This window comes from Allofrancisella frigidaquae, assembly GCF_012222825.1.
GTDB classification, from domain to species: domain Bacteria; phylum Pseudomonadota; class Gammaproteobacteria; order Francisellales; family Francisellaceae; genus Francisella; species Francisella frigidaquae.
Map to the genome: position 1 here is coordinate 1,501,642 of NZ_CP038017.1, position 17,708 is coordinate 1,519,349.

A 17,708-nucleotide genomic window follows, 5' to 3' on the forward strand; every position below is an offset into this window, starting at 1 on the left:
CATGTTAGTTTTAGAGTGAGTTAGCCATAAACTACACATTTTCTAATTATTAAAACTTACGCTATACGGCATAATTTTTAGTAAACTTATTAAGACCGTTGAGTAAATAGTTTAATTTCACAGCTAGCCCTTGCTTATGAGCAATTTAAGATAAATAGACCTCTTGCATAACTTGCTGAATTGGTTAAACTTTTTATTTTTATTGGAATGGTGTTGATGAAATTTGAGCAGATTAAAGATGAGTCACCAGAAGGATTTCGTAGACTTACAGGAGTTAAACGCACTACTTTTACTGTCATGACAATGATATTAAATGAAGCGCAATTCCAACTAAAAGCAAAAGGAGGCAAGCCGAATAAATTGTCTATAGAAGATAGGCTGCTTATGGCGCTGGAATATTTACGCGAATATAGAACATATTTTCATATTTCACGCAGCTATGGTCTAAGTGAAAGTGCTTGTTATCGTAATATACGCTGGGTTGAAGATACTCTGATTAAAGATGGGCAATTCTCATTGCCTGGACGTAAGGCATTATTAAAAAGTGATGTTGACTATGAGGTTGTACTGATATAGATAAATCACTATATTTTAGTCACATAAATGGGACTTTCCAAATAAATGTGTAAATTCTTAATTAACCTGCTAGATTATTTCTAGCGAAATATTAAGGATAGAAACAATGTCTAAGAATAAGAAGTCAGAAGATATTTACACAGCTATTGCAGATCAAATAATAGATTCAGGTGTTGATATTAATCAAATGTTTGAGAAAGATGGTTTGCTAAAGCAACTAACAAAACGATTATTAGAAAAAGCACTAGATGCAGAAATGAATAGTCATCTTGGTTATTCAAAACACCAAAGGACTAATTCATCAAATGCTAGGAATGGCTATAGTAACAAGACATTAGCTACAGACACAGGTAATTTGGAAATATCAGTTCCACGAGATAGAGATAGTGACTTTGAACCTCAAATAGTTCCCAAAAGAGTCACCAAGATAAACGGCTTAGACCAAAAAATTATATCTTTGTATGCTAAAGGTATGAGTACTACAGATATCCAACAACAGTTATTTGAGTTATATGATACAAAGATAAGTACAAGCTTTATAAGTGATGTTACAGAAGCTATTATTGATGATGTTAAAGCATGGCAAAATAGACCTTTAGAGTCAGTTTATCCAATAGTGTTTTTTGACTGTATAGTCGTTAAAGTTAGAGAAGACAAGCATATTATTAATAAAGCTGTGTATGTGGCTCTTGGCATATCGTTAACTGGTCATAAGGATGTATTAGGTCTTTGGATCAGTCAAAATGAAGGTGCTAAATATTGGCTTAGTGTTTTTACTGAATTAAAGAATAGAGGCTTACAGGATATATTTATAGCATGTACTGATAATTTAAAAGGCATGTCTGATGCTATACAAGCTATATACCCTGAGACAAAGCATCAGCTTTGTATCGTTCATCAAATTCGTAATAGTCTTAAGTATGTGCCATATAAAGACAAGAAAGAGGTAGCTAGAGAGTTAAAGAAAATATATGATGCTGATACCATTGCAATAGCTCAATCTGAGCTTGATAACTTTGCAAATAAATATGATACTAAATATCCTTTAATTTCAAAGTCATGGATAAATAATTGGGATAATTTAACTGTATTCTTGCAATATCCTCCAAAAATTCGTAAAGTTATTTACACTACTAATGCGATTGAATCGCTTAATAGCCAGTTTAGGAAAGTCATTAAGAATAAAAAGCTATTTCCTAAAGATGACTCTGTTTTCAAATCTTTGTACTTGGCTATAGATTATTTGACTAAAAAATGGTCTATGCCTGTTAAATATTGGAATGAGGCTATGCCTTATTTCGCTATCGAGTTTGAGCATAGAATTCAGAGATTCATGTAAGTGAATTTACACAGTTAAGTGGAAAGGCTCTAAATTGTCTAAATAAAGTATCAACATCACACCTATATTTTCTTTTATAATGCTTGGCTTGAGCCCACTTTTTCTCTATCTTACTCACCTTACGCATGTTACTTATGAATTTCTAATTTCATATAGTTGCTTAAGAGCAATAGCATTAGCTCTAACCAAGAGCTTATATTTCAGAGCGAAGTGGTTTAGTGAAGTTTTTATCTTGAGCATTTCTAGTTTACAAAAAGCCACTAATGAGCAAAAATATGATTTCTTTGAGTTTTCTCAACTTTAGTTGGCGAGGCTGATAAAGAAGTATTTTGCTTAATTGATTTATGATAAACCTCTATTTGCCATCTTTTTTGATAGTCATAATATAACTGATTAGAATCTATTTCTAAATCATTTGTTACAAGATATAAAATTCCTTTTGTACCGTTTTCGTTTATGAAAATCTTTTTTGTTAAAAGTACAGGGAAATTCATATCTTTAAGCCATATCTTTAAAGATTCTCCATCAGCAATATCAAGTTCAGAGAGTTTAATAAAATCCTTACTATTTCTAGCATAATCACTCAAGGCAACAACTCTATTTGACTTCATACCAAGTATGAATTTCTTCGATAATGTGTGATGTATGAAATTCATATTATCTTTAGAGCAAAACCAGCTATCTGCCAAAATATATTTAAACTTAACATGATTAATAACTGCTCGATTTATCATGTTTTGAAATATTTGGTTTTTAGTAACTTTAGATCTTCTTTTATACCGCTTATCTTTTTCATCATAATATCGCTCATCCTTTTTCACTATTTCATAGTCTATAGGAATAGATAAATTTGATGTACTAAGCATACATGAGACTATATTAATACCTTTTACATGAACACCTTTAGCATGAGAGTGATGCCAACAGACTATATCATTCTCATCTGTACTTGGCTTTTCACTAATTGTATCATCCAAACAAAGAACATCGTATTCGCTGTTATGTTTTCTAACTAAAGGCTTTATATATTTCCAAAATTCTAAGCTTGTTAAATCTGACTTGTTTAAAAACCTTGTTATTTTGTCATGGGATACTTCTTGATCTAATATATCTGATAATTTTGTAGCCGTAGCATACTTAGTTTGGCTTATAAGATAATCTGTGTATATGTCTAGTAAATCCTTGTCCATTTCTTAGATAATACAATTTTTTTCTATGATCAGTATTCTAAATATCTTTTTAAAACTTACAATCTTTTGCGTAAGGTGAGTAAGTTAATGTTTAAAGATTAATTCAACAGCCTGGATAGGTATTTATTTATAGTTTTTTTTATGCGCCTTTATTTTACCAATATTACAGCAGCAGTAATTGCTGACTAATTGAATTGTATGTTACTTCCAATGACTAACGCGGTTAAGCTCTTTCAATGAATCTGAAACCTCTACTTTAAAAAAATTTGATCTATTAGAAGAAAGCAAACTAATAAGTAATTGATAATCCTTTTTCAACTTAATGTGGTTTGAATTATAATTCCTCGACCAGTCTAATAGTTTATTTTTTAAGTCTTTTCTTGATCCTTTTATACTTGACAGTATAGAGTAAGCAATATTTTGATCCGTATCTTCGATTTGTAAATATTGTGCTACAGCTTCCATACGAGAACCCTTTTGCAAGGCCAGGTATAACCAAGGCGTACCATTACTATCTTTCGGGACTAAGAGTACTTCTTTGTTTACCCCTGTTGCATTTTCAACGCCCTTAATGTATACCTTAACTGCTTCAACGTGACCTTTTTCCAAAGCCATAACTAGCCCTGGTATACCATCATTACGTTTTGCAGCTAAGAGTAGGTTTTTATTGACCATAGGTGTATTATCGATACCCTCAATATACGCTTTAATAGTTTCAGCATGACCTTTCTGTAAGGCCAGGTTTAATCCTGGTATACCATCATTACGTTTTGCAGCTAAAAGCATATCCTTATCGATCATAGGTATATTTCTAATACCATCAATATACGCTTTAACGGTTTCAGCATGACCCTCTTGCAAAGCCATGAATAACCCAGGCGTACTATGCGTACTATCAATAGCTTCTGCAGCTAAAAGCATATCCTTATCGATCATAGGTATATTTCTAATACCATCAATATACACTTCAACAACTTTAGTGTAACCTTCTTGCAAAGCTATGAATAACCCAGGTGTACCATCACGATCTTTTGCAGCTAAAATCATATCTTTATCGTTTATAGACATGTTTTTAATACCTTCTATATACACCTTAACTGCTTCAGCATGGCCACCCTCCAAAGCCACGTACAACCCAGGTGTACCATCACGATCTTTTGCAGCTAAAAGCATATCCTTGTCGATCATAGGTATATTTCTAATACCTTCAATATACGCTTTAACAGTTTCAGTATGACCTTCTTGCAAAGCCATGTACAACCCAGGGGTGCCATCACGATTTTTTGCAGCTAAAAGCATATCCTTGTCGATCATAGGTATATTTCTAATACTATCAATATACGCTTGAACCGCTGCAGTGTGACCATTCTCCATAGCCAAAAGTAACCCAGGTGTACCATCACGATCTTTTGCAGCTAAAAGCATATCTTTATCGATCATAGGTGTATTTCTAATACCACCAATATACGCTTTAACTGCTGCAGCATGACCATTCTCCAAAACCAAAAGTAACCCAGGTGTACCATTACGATCTTTTGCAGCTAAAACTTTCTCTGTTTCCCAATGACTAAGATTTAAAGATAAGGTCTGCCTAATATAATCGGTTATATTTTTTACATCATTATTATTTAAAGCCGAAAATAACAGATTAAAGTTATTATTTAGCTTTTGTTTATCTGTATAAGAATAAGAATAATGAATGTTAACTCTATATTTTACATTAGTTACACTATTTAAAATTGACGCATATGAACAGAGAGGATGTTTAACGTAAGAACCACCATCCCAAACAAAAAGTCCTGAACTACGACTTTCTGTACTACTGTGAACAAGATACGGAGCTAGATAAGTATCTAAATGATTACTGACAGTGTCAGATAGAACTATATGATAATCTGAGGGTTTTGCCTGATTATTTTTTATATCATTGTATCGAATTTTTAATCTGTGATCAAAACATATTTCAAAAGAAAAATTTATCTGATTATCAAGCGTTAATGTATGGCCATAGTTTAAATTTAAAGGCATATAGATTGAATCAACTTGCGATTTTTTCTCATTCCAGAAGCTTCGTTTATTATACTTATATATATTTTTTTTATTATAAATGACATTCAAGGTATTAAATACGAAACTCATTTTCTTAATATTATTAACATCAAATTTACTATATTCATTTTTTATAAAATTTGTAGTATCTGAATTACTTACGCTATTAACCACATAAGTATTTTGTAAACTAGATTTTTTATCATCAAAGGCGTTTTTGTAAACCTGATAACGGTAGTTAGCTAATGAATTTAACTGCGGATACTTATTTACTAAACGTGGCTTATGATGATAAAGCTCTTTCTCAACATCTTGTATTTGTTGTGAAATAGTTTCATCCTTATCTTTATCCTTTTTTTGGACCAAACTAGTGTGAAGGTCTAGAAGATCATCGTAAGCGCTATTGACTGTTTTTTTACGAACGCATGTACCAGGGACTAGAATAACATATGACGGGATATTTGAAAGTCCAATAAGATATTTCTTGTACTCCTCCTTTGTGGAGCCAGAATGATTATTGTCTTTATAAGTTAAAAAATATTCAGGGCAAACTACTAAATGCCTTTGTCCTACTTTATGCTGCACCAGAGAATTAGCATAACTTTTTATTGTTTCGATTTGTGATTGAACATAGCCGTCAGGAGATAAATTAGGTAAGTTCATAGTAGATTCATGATAACCATAAATAATATGAACAACCATATCACTATTGTTAATTGACATATAATCATTCCTTTTTAACTTTACTATTATTACATGAGATAATACAAATTAAAAATACTATCTCATATACAGTTATTTTAACAAGTTATGATGATATTTTGATAAGTTAGAAACACATAATTATTACCCCTGCTTTACTTGCCCGAAAATTCGCAACTTAAGAAGTTCATATAATGAATCACAATTAAAAGAAAAAACTCATATGAAACATAAACAAATTATTGATTTTTATAACAGATACCAAGGGTTTACTATACTTTAACAAACCCATTTCGACAAGCTATATGGATATCTGCGGTTAAACCGACCGTCTTTTATCTGATAAATTTGTTTTTATTTTTGAATTATTATTGGGTATGGACATTGACCAGTTTTAACATAAGTAGGAATAATTTCATCTATATTTTGAGTAATTTGGTTTCTAACGTCAATATAAAATTCTTTATTTTGCCCATATGCGTCAGGTATATCTCCATCTGCTCCTGTGGCACATCCAATTAGCGTATATATTTTTGCCTTTAATTGATCTTTATCATTACACATTGCAATCCACTGATCCTTATTAAAACTTCTATTTGAATAATTTAAGTTAAAATCAGAACACTCCCTATCAATAGTATTCTTTAGTCTATCGCTATATTTAGTACCCATCGTAAGAACAATATTTGCCTTATAAATATCAGTAAGTGCAATTGGTGTGGCGCGATGTAAACTAATTTCTTTTTTCGTTGCGTCATTATTTTTAAGTATAAGCTCTTCAGCATAAGGTTCTGTTGTTACTTCATCATTAGGGTCAATTCCGGATCCTCTTGAAAAAGTATCAAGATCCTTATATGTATGTTTTGTATACCACTCAGCCATAACACTACGACCAGTGTTCCCTCCACAAACGAAAAGAATAGTATCTTTATTGATACTATTTGCATAAATATTTGGCGATAAAATTGCTAAGGCTCCAGTCAGAGTAATTAAACACTTTTTCATCGTTTTACCTAATAAATTATTTGCTAATACAATTATTATAGACTACATTTGAAACCATTTTGAAATTATTTATTAAATTTTATCGATACAATCTTAGATGTGTTGTGTTATTATTTAATACCAATACTTGTTAAATTTAAAATATTGGTAAATAGATATGGTAGAATTTGAACCTTACAGAAAAACTTTGGAAATGGTAAACCCTGTCATATTAGAGCAAATAAATTCAAGATATGAAGAAGTTTCAAATAAAGATTTTGGGTTTCATCATGCTAAATCTCTTCTAAAAATGAACCTCTCATGTATAGAATTAATTAATCAACTTGAGATTGGTTTTAACCAAGCACTTAATATTAGAAAGAACGGTCCGAAATCTAGTAAACAATCATCATGTATGGCACTAGAAAACGCTATTAGAAAATTAAAACGTTTGGAAAATGATTTTATACACTCATCTCAAAAACTAGAAAATGCTATATACGTGTCAAACCTTTCTCAATTTCACCCATCTTCAATTGCAATATCAAAAGACACTATTAATACTCCTAGTCTAAAAAATAACCTTTTAGATCCTATATTTGCTGCTTTTACCTTTATTTATACAATACATGATATAATATCTGGGTTAAGTAATGACCTAATAAAAGTAAATTTCAATCAAGTATCTCCCATGCCTAATATCTTATTAGCAATTAATAATATATTTATTTATCTTGTTCTTGAGATAAATGAAAATAATAATAAAGAATATTACTCGTTCTTTAGTCAGATAGTCATAAAATGGTTACAATGTGTATATGCAAAGCATATATTCAACGTTGAGCAATATAGACCTAGTGATGTTCAACAATACAAAAATACCTTTAAAAGAATAGAGGACTTAAGATCGTCATATACTGATAAAAATAAAATACAGTTCGTACAAAATATTATTCCGATATGGAGAAATTTCTTAAACATAAATGGTAAATATTTAAAATACTCTCGTAACGAAGCTCTAAGTTTGATCGCAAATGAAAAGCATCGTATGCAGGCGGAAGATTTCAAAAAGAACGTGATGGGAATTAAAGATGCTGCGATTGAATATCATTTTCGCAAACTAGATTCAATTATTTCTTCTCTTGATAATTTAGTGTCCGAATGGCCTACTATTATAAAGGAGAAACAGAACGATGAAGTTTTATTAAAAGATGTAGAATTAAAGATAAGCGACAACCGATTGAATTTTGATAAAAATTATGATGTATATTCAAAAAAGATGGGGACTATCCAAAACCTTGAAAAATCTTTTAATCATATAAAAAATAAACTTGACTCTTTAGATAAAGAACTAGATGCATATATAAAAAAGAATTCTGGAGTCTCTATGTATGAGCAAGATTATTCAGATTATAAAGAGAGATATTCTGGGTTTGAAAAAGCTAAATGCACTATTCAAGATGAAATTAAAAAGCAAACCATAGAGTCACGTCAATATCAGAATATATATGTTAAAAATAACATGGAGTATAAAGATTATAATAATGACTTAAATATGCTCAAAAATAAAATCTTAAAAGCTCAAGAAGCATTACACCTTAATAAAGACTCGTATAATCAACTGATGCAAAAATGGAATAATATAAGTAAGCGAATAGAGAAGCTAATTGAGCTACAAAATTGTGAGGATAAATATCCTGTGCTACAACAATACAACAATAGATTTTCCGTTTTATGCCAAAAATATAGCTCTCACTAAACACTTAAGTAGAAAAACATATATAAAAAAGTAGATATTATAAATGGTTCAAGCTAATTCCACTGGATCTATATCAAAGTATAATTTTATTGATTTAAGTGTTTGCTTTTCTGTGGTACTTTTTATCCACCTAATTAAAGTATTTATATGCTTGCGAGATGGTGATGTCACTAATAAACTGTATCTGTAAATATTATTCTTCTTTAAATGTAATGCCGGTAACGGTTTTGATATCGTAATATCATTGGCAAAAGTTATATGACTATGTAAAGTATTTAAATACTCTAAGATATTAGTTTCTTTTCTGGATTCTGCAATCACCTGAGCTTGATAACTATATGGTGGATAATTTGCATATTTTCTTTGTTCTAGCAAATAATCTAAAAATTCCAAATAGTCCTTATTCACCAATAATTGTAAAAGCTTATTTTCTGGCTGATAAGTTTGTAATAAAACCAATCCTTTTTTATCTGCTCTGCCAGCTCTCCCTGATACCTGCACAATCATTTGGGCAGTTTTTTCTATTGCGTGAAAGTCTGTACTATATAATCCAGCATCTATATTAACTAGCCCAACTAAAGTAATGTTTTCAAAATGATGACCCTTAGCTATCATTTGCGTACCGACTACAATATCAACCATATTTAAGCTAATCATTTTATTTATGCTATCAAGATCATCTATGGTTTTAACGTTAGCTCTATCAAAGCGAATGATTTTATTATAAGGGAATTTAGCCTCTAGCCGAGATTGGATCTTTTCGGTTCCTACACCATAAGTAAACAACTCTCCTCCACAGCAAGGGCATACAACAACTAGCGGCTTACGTGTGCCACAAAAATGACACTCTAAATACTGATAGGGTTGAGTATGTAATGTATATGGTTTATCACACTTTTTACATTCAACTGCGACCCCACAGCTCTTGCACACTAAAGCTTTTGCAAAGCCAAGCTTATTTACAAAAATTAATGACTGCTGGTGAGAATTAATATTTTTTTCCAAAAGCGAAAAAAGCGTATTGCTTATACCGTTATCTACAATTGCTGATTTTAAATCTACAAGTTTAATTTCATTTGTGTGGTTATTAAGAGCTCTGTTTTTAAGTTCTAAAAGCTTGTACTTACGTGTTAGAGCATTATAATAGCTTTCAATAGAGGGAGTAGCGCTACCTAATATAACAGGGATATTTAGCTCTTTTGCTCTGAATATAGCCACATCACGAGCATTATAGCGTATAGTGCTGTTTTGTTGTTTAAATGAGGTATCATGCTCCTCATCTACCACAATTATACCTAAGTCTTTAAAATCTGCTAAAACACCACTTCTAGTTGAGATTACAATATCAGCATTACCCTCTTTTATATTATACCAATTTGTCAAACGTGCTTTTTCACTTAATTTAGAGTGTAACACAACAACTTTTTTATCATTAAAGCGTTGTTCAAATCTACTTACAGTTTGTGGTGTAAGATTTATCTCTGGAATTAAAACCAAAACTTGTTGTAAGTTTTCTAGATATTTATCAATAGTTTGTAAATAAACTTCAGTCTTACCACTACCTGTTACACCATATAGTAGGAAAACTTCAAAGATATCTACACTTAAAATAGTTTCTACAGCTTTTTGTTGTTCTATAGTTAATTTTTTAGAACTATCGCCTTTACCAATTTTTGCAGGTAAACTTTTCAACTGTGTCTTCTTTAATAAAATTCCTTTCTCAAGAAGTTTATTAATAACGTAAATAGAACCTAATTTTTTTAGTTCTTCAAAATTAATAATTTCTCTTTGTTTAAAACTTGCTAATAGCTGCTGCTGTTTAAGTGTAGGCTTATGGTCTTGCAACCTAGCTTGATCAACATACACAAAAACCTCTTGGCTCGGTGCTATAATTTCATCTCTAAAATAGTCGTTGGGTAAAGCCAAACGTATTGCACTATATAGATCACAGCAGTAATAATTAGCTATCCATTGGATAATCTTTTGCATTTGTAAACTTATAGGTTTATCAAGCAATTTAATTATTGGTTTTATTTTAGTGGTTTCATAATCCACTGTAACATCTTTAGCTACAACAAAGCCTATAAGTTGACGCTTACCAACTTGTACTAAGACTCTGTCAAATAAATCTAAGTTTTGTCCATCTACTTTATAATCCAGTAAATAAGACGGTGGAACTGCTAAAGCGACTTTTACTATCATAGTCTAGTTTTTAGCGACCTTTGTGTTAGTATACCAATAGTAAAACCCATATACTGCTGTAAGAAAAAATATAAAATTCTGAATAACTTGACCATACAATCCTTGCTGATACATTACTACAACAAAATACAAATCTGAGATTATCCAAACTATCCAATTTTCCATAAATTTCTGTATAGTCATAATAATAGCTGTAAATGTTATACCCGTTAGAATACCAGTGGATACAATATCACTTGAATTTGTAAGGCAATTAAACCCTAAACATAATAAACATAACGCTATTGTATAAAAACTATAGTGTAGATAATCAGCTATATTCATCCATCTAATAGATTGTTTTTCACCTTTTATCCCTTGGCTAGACCACTTATACCAGCCAAAGCTAAAAAAACCTACATAAACAGTTTGTAATAAAACAAGAGAATAAATTCCTTTGAGAGCAAATAAAATCAAAAGAGCAATGGCACCCACTATACCCAAAGACCATGACCATACCTTTAATCTAGCAAGGTACACTGTGTACAACACATTAACTACTAAAGCAAAATAATCAAGAAAGTTTAAAAGCATCTAAATCACCTAGTTAAAACATTCATATAATTTCACATCAAGTTCTTTATACAACTGCGATTTTATGGCATTAATTTTCCTAAATGAACTCGTTTTAAAATTCAACGTTGGTCTAAAGGCTAAATATACTTGATGTAAACTAATACCAAATATATCACAGTTAATAAAACACTTATCATTTGCATCTATCCGTATAATACTACTGCTTTCTAAAGCATAAAGTACTTTTTTTATTTTATCATAATCTGCTACAGACATCTTTTTATAGATGTCATCTATTAATATACCATCCAACTGCTCTTTTTGAGCCAGATATAGCTCTTTTAGAATGTTTATTCCAATACTTAAATCATCTCTTTTGACCTCTTTTTTGAAGTCTAAAGTGATTTTCATATACTGTATAGCCCTGATCATAACTGCACCTAACAAAGTAATATGCCAAATTACGTACACCCATAGAATAAATATTGGAATTAGTGATAAAGAGCCATAAATAACTGAATATGTAGGCACATAAAACATGTATAAAGAAAATATCCTTTTTGCTATAAAAAAAACTATAGTTACAAATAAAGCAACTACTAAAGCTATCCATGAGTTAATTTTTGTATTCGGAAGTATTTTATAAACCACAAAAAAACCTGCTGTCAGGAACGTTATCGATAAAGAGTTCAAAAAATATTGTTTAGCCCCAATACCATCAAAAAACCATGCCATAGATAATATATACGTGCTAGAAATAAAAACAAACCCTAATAGTAAAGGGCCCATTGTCATTAATGCCCAATATACTAATAAGCTTTGTATCATTGGACGAGATTTTTTAACAAAAAAGATTTTATTTAAAGTCATTTCCAGGTTTTTAATCATTAAAAATATAATTAAAACAAGAAAGAATACAGAAAGTACCGGTAAGGAAGTCATATTATTAGAAATACTTAAAATATACTCCTGTACAGTTGCAGCTGTAGCTGGAAGCATATTTTCGAACAAGAATGTTTGAATATTGCTAGAAAGCGAATTAAATACATTAAAAATATTCAAAATGTTTATTATTATAAAGAAAGTTGGTACGATAGCAAATAAACTAATAAGTGTCATAGAGGCTGCTACAGTTGGACAATCTTTACGGACATATTCTTTAAAGACCCATATCCAATAGTTTTTAAAAACTAGTAGATACTTTTTGTATAACTCGATATTAATAAACATAGAAACACAGCAATGAAAAACATACTAATAATATACTACAGCCAAGGTGGAAGTACAAAAAAAATGGCTCATACGATAGCTCTTGGTGTTGAAGCTACTGGAGCTGAAGCAACGATTCGTACAGTACCAAACATTTCTGTCAATGTAGAAAAAACTGAACCCTCCATCCCAGAAAGTGGCGATCTATTTGCAACAAAAGAGGATCTTGCTAACTGTGATGGTTTAATTGTTGGCAGCCCAGCTTACTTTGGTAATATGGCCTCACCACTTAAACACTTCCTAGAAAAACATAGTGATTTATGGTTTAAAGGTAACTTAATAGATAAACCTGTAGGCTTTTTTACAGCTGCTTCAGGGATGCACGCAGGACATGAAAGTACTCTACTATCAATGATGATCCCCTTTATGCATCATGGTTGTTTGATAGTCGGTATACCATACAGCGAGCAAGCTTTGGAACATACTCGTACAGGAGGAACCCCTTATGGTGCATCACATTTAAACACATTTTCAGCTAATAAAACACTATCTGATGACGAAATTAGGATATGTAAAACTCTAGGCAAAAGAGTAGCAACTATAGCCATTAGACTTTCAATTTAGTAGGCCTATTCAATGAGAAAAATTTGTAGTATAATTTTATTAACTATTATACCTGTGGTACTAGTTAATTTATGGAGCCTGTTCGATGAAAAAAATTTACAGTATAATTTTATTAACTATTATATCTGTGATTCTAGTTAGCTGCACTAGCTCCGGACCAACCTACTCAGCTAATTCAGTAGGACAAGTTTCTCAAGTAGAACAAGGTAAGATTATTGATATCCAAAAAGTTAATATTAAAGGCCAAGACAATATTGGTACACAAGTAGGCGGGTTTGCTGGCGGTCTTGGAGGCGCGCTTGCTGGCGGTGGCAGCACACTTGGACGCATAGCAGGCTCTATAGGTGGCGCCATAGTTGGAGGCATCGCTGGAGGTGTAACTGAAAAAGCTTTAACGTCTTCTGGAGCTTACCAATTTACCATACAGCTTAAAGATGGTAGTACAATTGCAGTCTTACAAGAAGATGATAAAAATCTTCATGTAGGCGATCAAGTAACAATCTTATTTGCTGGAAATAATACTAGGATAATACCTATAGAATCACCTAAACAATAAATATGGAGCATTTTGATGTTAAAGGAAAAAGTAAAAACCTTAGGGTTAAGTATTTGGTTTATTTGTGCTTTTTTCTATGCTCTAGAATATTTCATAAGATCCTCTAGCGGAGCATTATATCACTCTTTTTCTATCTCCCCGTACAATATGTCTGCTCAAGATATTTCTTTATCTAGCTCTGCCTTTTATCTAACATATGTAATTGCTCAACTACCTGCAGGATTATTAGTAGATAAATTTGGTATAAAAAGAGTCATGATTGTAAGCACACTAATTTTTAGCGTTTCAATATTTATTGCCACCGTAGCAACTTCTCTTAATGGTATTATTATATATCGTAGCCTTGCTGGATTAGGAGGAGGATTTGCATTTTTATGTGCTTTTAAAAGTATATCCCTTTGGTTGCCTCCGCGACTATTTCCTTTATTTACTGGGCTTACTCAATTTTTTTTATATTTTGGCGCAATGTTATCGGCAGCCCCTCTTGTGGTATTATCAAAATATTTTAATATTTCAATGATTATGAGCGGGGTCTTTTTAGTTTCAATCATTACTTTCTTACTAAGTATTTTCATAATTAAGACCCACCCAGAATTTTCTAAAAATATACTTTTTAAGAGGCAACAAACTAAATCTTTAACCAGTTTAATGGAAGTTTTACAAAATAAACAAATTTGGCTCAACGGTATATACTGCTTCACTATTTATGGAACTACTGTACTATTTGCTGATTTATGGGGAATAAAATATTTAAAATTGTTAGGTTTTTCTCAATACAATGCTGGGATTTGCACATCCTTAATTTTTATAGGTGTCGCTATATTTAGTCCCATCTGGGGTATGATCGCTACGTTATTAGATGGAGAACGAAAGCCTCTTATAATAGCTCCTTTTTTAGGAATATTTGTAGTTATATTACTACTGTACATAAATACTAACGTATATATAGTTTTCATATTATGTTTATTATTTGGTGGTGTTCAAGCAGTTCACGTACTTAACTTTTCAGCATTAAGAAATACAGTTACGCTAACACGCATTGCCACAGCTTTAGCTTTAGTAAATTTATTTTTACCTCTTAGCGGCGGAGTCCTACAGCCACTAACAGGAGAGATTATTAACTATATAAGCCAATCACATCATGAACTTTTTGCATTTAAAGTAACTATGCTAGCTATCCCTATATTAATGTTTTTTTCTTTTATAATAGGTTTTTTTATAAAAGACTCTAGAAGCTAACAATAGTGCTTTACTCAGTTAATTATTTAATTTATTATTTTTATTTAAACAAATATTTTCTAAAGTTATATAATGAAAAAGCTATCATATCTTTTACTGCTATTTATTGGATTTTGTAGTTTAACCTTTGCTGAAAAAATTAATGTCGTAGCTGCAGAAAACCAATATGGCAGTGTTGCTAGTCTGATTGGTGGAGATAATGTTGATGTTGCAAATATTATCAGTAACGCTGATGGGGACCCTCATACTTTTATATCATCAGTAAAAAACGCCAAACTACTGGCTGATGCTGATGTAATTATTTACAATGGAGCAGATTATGATTCATGGGTGGACTCTATTTTAAAAAGCAATAAAAATGCAAGAGTAATTAAAGTAGAAGATTTAAGTGATTTTGAAAAAACTTCAAATTTAGGCATTAATCCCCATCTATGGTATGACCCAAAAACTTTTCCTGCTTTAGCAGAAAAATTAGAACTTATTTTTTCTGAAATGGATGAAGAAAATAGTAGTTTATACAGTAAAAATTATCAAGCCTTTAACCAAAAATATAAAAAGGTGTTTGAGCTTGTAACCGAAATTAATAAAAAATATAAAGGTACCCCTGTTACTGCAACAGAGCCTCTGTTTGGTTATATGGCTACAGCTCTTGGCTTAGATATGAAAGGTTTAGATTTCCAATGGGTTATCATGAATGATTCAGAACCCAGTCCAAAAATGGTAATAGATTACCAAAGGCTTTTTGCTGATAGAGAAGTCAAAGTATTATTTTACAACAAACAAGTTACAGACAACACTACCAAAAATATATTAAGTGTTGCTGGTAAAAACGATATTCCTGTAGTTGGAGTTACAGAAACCATGCCTGCAGATAAAAATGTTATAAGCTGGATGATTGAAACTTTAAATACTACAGCAAAAGCATTAAAGCAAGCTAAAGAAAATAGTAAGACAGCTCAAAATGATTAAATGCTCAAATCTGATTATCGGCTATAAGAATGTTCCCTTAAGCCAACCTCTTAATTTAAATGTCCCAACTAATGCATGGGTAGGAATAGTCGGAAAAAATGGTATAGGCAAGTCAACATTTTTCAAAACTATCCTCAAAAAAATACCTGCTATTTCTGGAGAAATCACCATAAATGATGGAAAAATAGATATAAACTCTATTAGCTATATCCCACAAGAACGTGAAATTAATTATGAGGAAAAAACTTCTGGTTTGACACTAATAAAATACAGTTTTAAACCAAAATCCTGGGGCTTGCCTTTCTTTAGTAGAGAGTTTAAAAAGAAACTAAATTATCTTATAGAACTAACTGAAACTAAAGAATATATCAAAAAACCTTTCAAAGACCTATCTGGTGGTCAAAAAAGACGTATATTTTTGATTCAAGCTCTAATAAACGAACCGAAAATACTTTTGCTTGATGAGCCACTATCAGATTTAGATCCTAATGCAAAACAAAAATTTATTGCAAGCCTAAAAGAAATACATAAAAAAGAGAATATTACTTTGTTAATAATATCTCATGACATGAAAGAAATAAGTTCCCAGCTAGATGCTTTTATCCATTTTAAAGACGGTGCTTGCCACTACTGTGATGAATTGCCTTGCTTACAGGAGGATATCTGTGTTTAACTATACCTTTATGCAAAATGCTTTTATTGCTGGAAGTATTATTGCGGTTATGTGTGGAGCCATAAGCTTTTTCGTGATAATTCGTAGATTATCATTTGCATCTCATGCTTTAGGACATATTAGCCTTACTGGAGCTGCTGGAGCTGTATTAATAAATCTCTCGCCCATGACTGGTCAATTAGTTATCAACCTAATAGCTGGTATACTCATGGGAGCTTTTGGTGATAAAATCAAAAAAAACGATATTGCTATAGGAATCGTTTTAACATTCTTCTTAGGCTTGGGTACTTATTTCCTTTTTTTATACCAAACAGGTTATTCTGGTTCAGTAATGACTATACTTGTTGGAAATATCCTAGCAGTATCTATTGAACAAATATATGTGCTAATAGGATTAGCAATATTTACAATTATTCTACTAGCAATTATTGCTAGACCTCTTTTTATATCTTCTCTAGATCCTGTATTTGCAGAAGCAAAACAAATACCAAATAAACTACTTTCTGTAGCACTTTTTATAGCTATAGCTATTACTGTGTCTATGGCTTGTCAGGTAGTTGGGATATTACTAATTTTTTCTTTATTAATTGGACCAGGGGCTATCGCAACACAATGGGTTGATGGCTTTTATAAACCAATCTTTTTAAGCACTATAATTTCTTTACTAACAGTTTGGGTCGGTATAGCTACAGCATACTATATAGATATACCGATTAGCTTTCTTATAACAACTATCATATGTGGTTTATATCTTATAAGTATTCTAAAAAGTAGGTTTTTTTAACAATATAAACTCTTTTGTTTAGCTCCCTGCAAAAGTCAAAGAATTATTTTTTATAAATAAAATAGTTTTCGCTGCTTACTGCGTAAGCTAAAGCGACATACTTTTTTCATGGCAAAAAAAGTATGCAAAACTGCCTAGCACTACGCTAACGTACTCACAAACAAATGGAAAATAAAAAACTCACCAATTTAAAAAACTGGCTCAAACAGTTTTATTTTCTAATCATTTGTTTTTGTAACTACTAACCGCTAATGCGCGAGACTTACTATCTTTTATCTATTAGTTATATAATATAGAT

Annotated in this window: 13 protein-coding genes and 2 pseudogenes; 9 read left to right on the forward strand and 6 right to left on the reverse strand. The window is 31.2% G+C overall.

The window, feature by feature from the left end; genetic code table 11:
* Positions 1-216: 216 nt before the first annotated feature.
* Together E3E15_RS07120 and E3E15_RS07125 are read left to right on the forward strand one after the other, a co-directional pair.
* Positions 217-573, forward strand: a pseudogene (locus tag E3E15_RS07120) (transposase family protein); the annotation flags it as partial.
* A gap of 109 nt (positions 574-682) precedes the next feature.
* Complete coding sequence (locus E3E15_RS07125) at positions 683-1,915, forward strand: IS256 family transposase (RefSeq protein ID WP_172106156.1); 1,233 nt, start codon at positions 683-685, stop codon at positions 1,913-1,915.
* Positions 1,916-2,047: 132 nt separating this feature from the next.
* Here E3E15_RS07125 and E3E15_RS07130 read toward each other — a convergent pair.
* The 3 genes and pseudogenes from E3E15_RS07130 to E3E15_RS07140 all read right to left on the reverse strand — a co-directional run bounded on the left by E3E15_RS07130 (position 2,048) and on the right by E3E15_RS07140 (position 6,861).
* Positions 2,048-3,105 (reverse strand): annotated as a pseudogene (locus tag E3E15_RS07130) (IS701 family transposase).
* Between the two features lie 201 nt (positions 3,106-3,306).
* The gene (locus tag E3E15_RS07135; protein WP_172107103.1) at positions 3,307-5,877 is read right to left on the reverse strand and encodes an ankyrin repeat domain-containing protein; all 2,571 of its coding nucleotides are present in this window, start codon (positions 5,875-5,877) and stop codon (positions 3,307-3,309) included.
* A 333-nt stretch (positions 5,878-6,210) separates the two neighbouring features.
* Complete coding sequence (locus tag E3E15_RS07140; RefSeq protein ID WP_172107104.1) at positions 6,211-6,861, reverse strand: low molecular weight phosphatase family protein; 651 nt, start codon at positions 6,859-6,861, stop codon at positions 6,211-6,213.
* Positions 6,862-7,018: 157 nt separating this feature from the next.
* Between E3E15_RS07140 and E3E15_RS07145 the strand changes: the two genes are divergently transcribed.
* The gene (locus E3E15_RS07145; protein WP_172107105.1) at positions 7,019-8,599 is read left to right on the forward strand and encodes a hypothetical protein; all 1,581 of its coding nucleotides are present in this window, start codon (positions 7,019-7,021) and stop codon (positions 8,597-8,599) included.
* 48 nt (positions 8,600-8,647) lie between these two features.
* On the opposite strand, the gene priA is transcribed toward E3E15_RS07145, so the two are convergent.
* Genes priA through E3E15_RS07160 form a run of 3 tightly spaced genes read right to left on the reverse strand, consistent with a single transcriptional unit; the run spans position 8,648 to position 12,586 of the window.
* Positions 8,648-10,801, reverse strand: a complete 2,154-nt coding sequence (gene priA / locus E3E15_RS07150; protein WP_172107106.1) for a replication restart helicase PriA — start codon at positions 10,799-10,801, stop codon at positions 8,648-8,650.
* A gap of 3 nt (positions 10,802-10,804) precedes the next feature.
* Positions 10,805-11,374 carry a nicotinamide riboside transporter PnuC gene (gene pnuC, locus E3E15_RS07155; RefSeq protein ID WP_172107107.1) on the reverse strand — a complete coding sequence of 190 codons (570 nt, stop codon included), beginning with the start codon at positions 11,372-11,374 and terminating at the stop codon, positions 10,805-10,807.
* 9 nt (positions 11,375-11,383) lie between these two features.
* Positions 11,384-12,586 (reverse strand): YhjD/YihY/BrkB family envelope integrity protein, encoded by a 1,203-nt coding sequence (locus E3E15_RS07160; protein ID WP_172107108.1) that lies wholly within the window; start codon positions 12,584-12,586, stop codon positions 11,384-11,386.
* Between the two features lie 12 nt (positions 12,587-12,598).
* Between E3E15_RS07160 and wrbA the strand changes: the two genes are divergently transcribed.
* The 6 genes from wrbA to E3E15_RS07190 all read left to right on the forward strand — a co-directional run bounded on the left by wrbA (position 12,599) and on the right by E3E15_RS07190 (position 17,410).
* Positions 12,599-13,189 carry an NAD(P)H:quinone oxidoreductase gene (gene wrbA, locus E3E15_RS07165; protein WP_172107109.1) on the forward strand — a complete coding sequence of 197 codons (591 nt, stop codon included), beginning with the start codon at positions 12,599-12,601 and terminating at the stop codon, positions 13,187-13,189.
* An 85-nt stretch (positions 13,190-13,274) separates the two neighbouring features.
* Positions 13,275-13,745: an outer membrane lipoprotein gene (locus E3E15_RS07170; protein ID WP_172107110.1), complete on the forward strand. Its 471-nt coding sequence runs from the start codon at positions 13,275-13,277 to the stop codon at positions 13,743-13,745.
* Positions 13,746-13,760: 15 nt separating this feature from the next.
* Complete coding sequence (locus tag E3E15_RS07175; RefSeq protein WP_172107111.1) at positions 13,761-14,984, forward strand: MFS transporter; 1,224 nt, start codon at positions 13,761-13,763, stop codon at positions 14,982-14,984.
* A 72-nt stretch (positions 14,985-15,056) separates the two neighbouring features.
* The gene (locus E3E15_RS07180) at positions 15,057-15,953 is read left to right on the forward strand and encodes a metal ABC transporter solute-binding protein, Zn/Mn family (RefSeq protein ID WP_172107112.1); all 897 of its coding nucleotides are present in this window, start codon (positions 15,057-15,059) and stop codon (positions 15,951-15,953) included.
* Positions 15,946-16,626: a metal ABC transporter ATP-binding protein gene (locus E3E15_RS07185; protein ID WP_172107113.1), complete on the forward strand. Its 681-nt coding sequence runs from the start codon at positions 15,946-15,948 to the stop codon at positions 16,624-16,626. Before E3E15_RS07180 ends, E3E15_RS07185 begins: the two co-directional genes overlap by 8 nt.
* Positions 16,589-17,410 carry a metal ABC transporter permease gene (locus tag E3E15_RS07190; protein WP_245313682.1) on the forward strand — a complete coding sequence of 274 codons (822 nt, stop codon included), beginning with the start codon at positions 16,589-16,591 and terminating at the stop codon, positions 17,408-17,410. Before E3E15_RS07185 ends, E3E15_RS07190 begins: the two co-directional genes overlap by 38 nt.
* Positions 17,411-17,708: the final 298 nt, after the last annotated feature.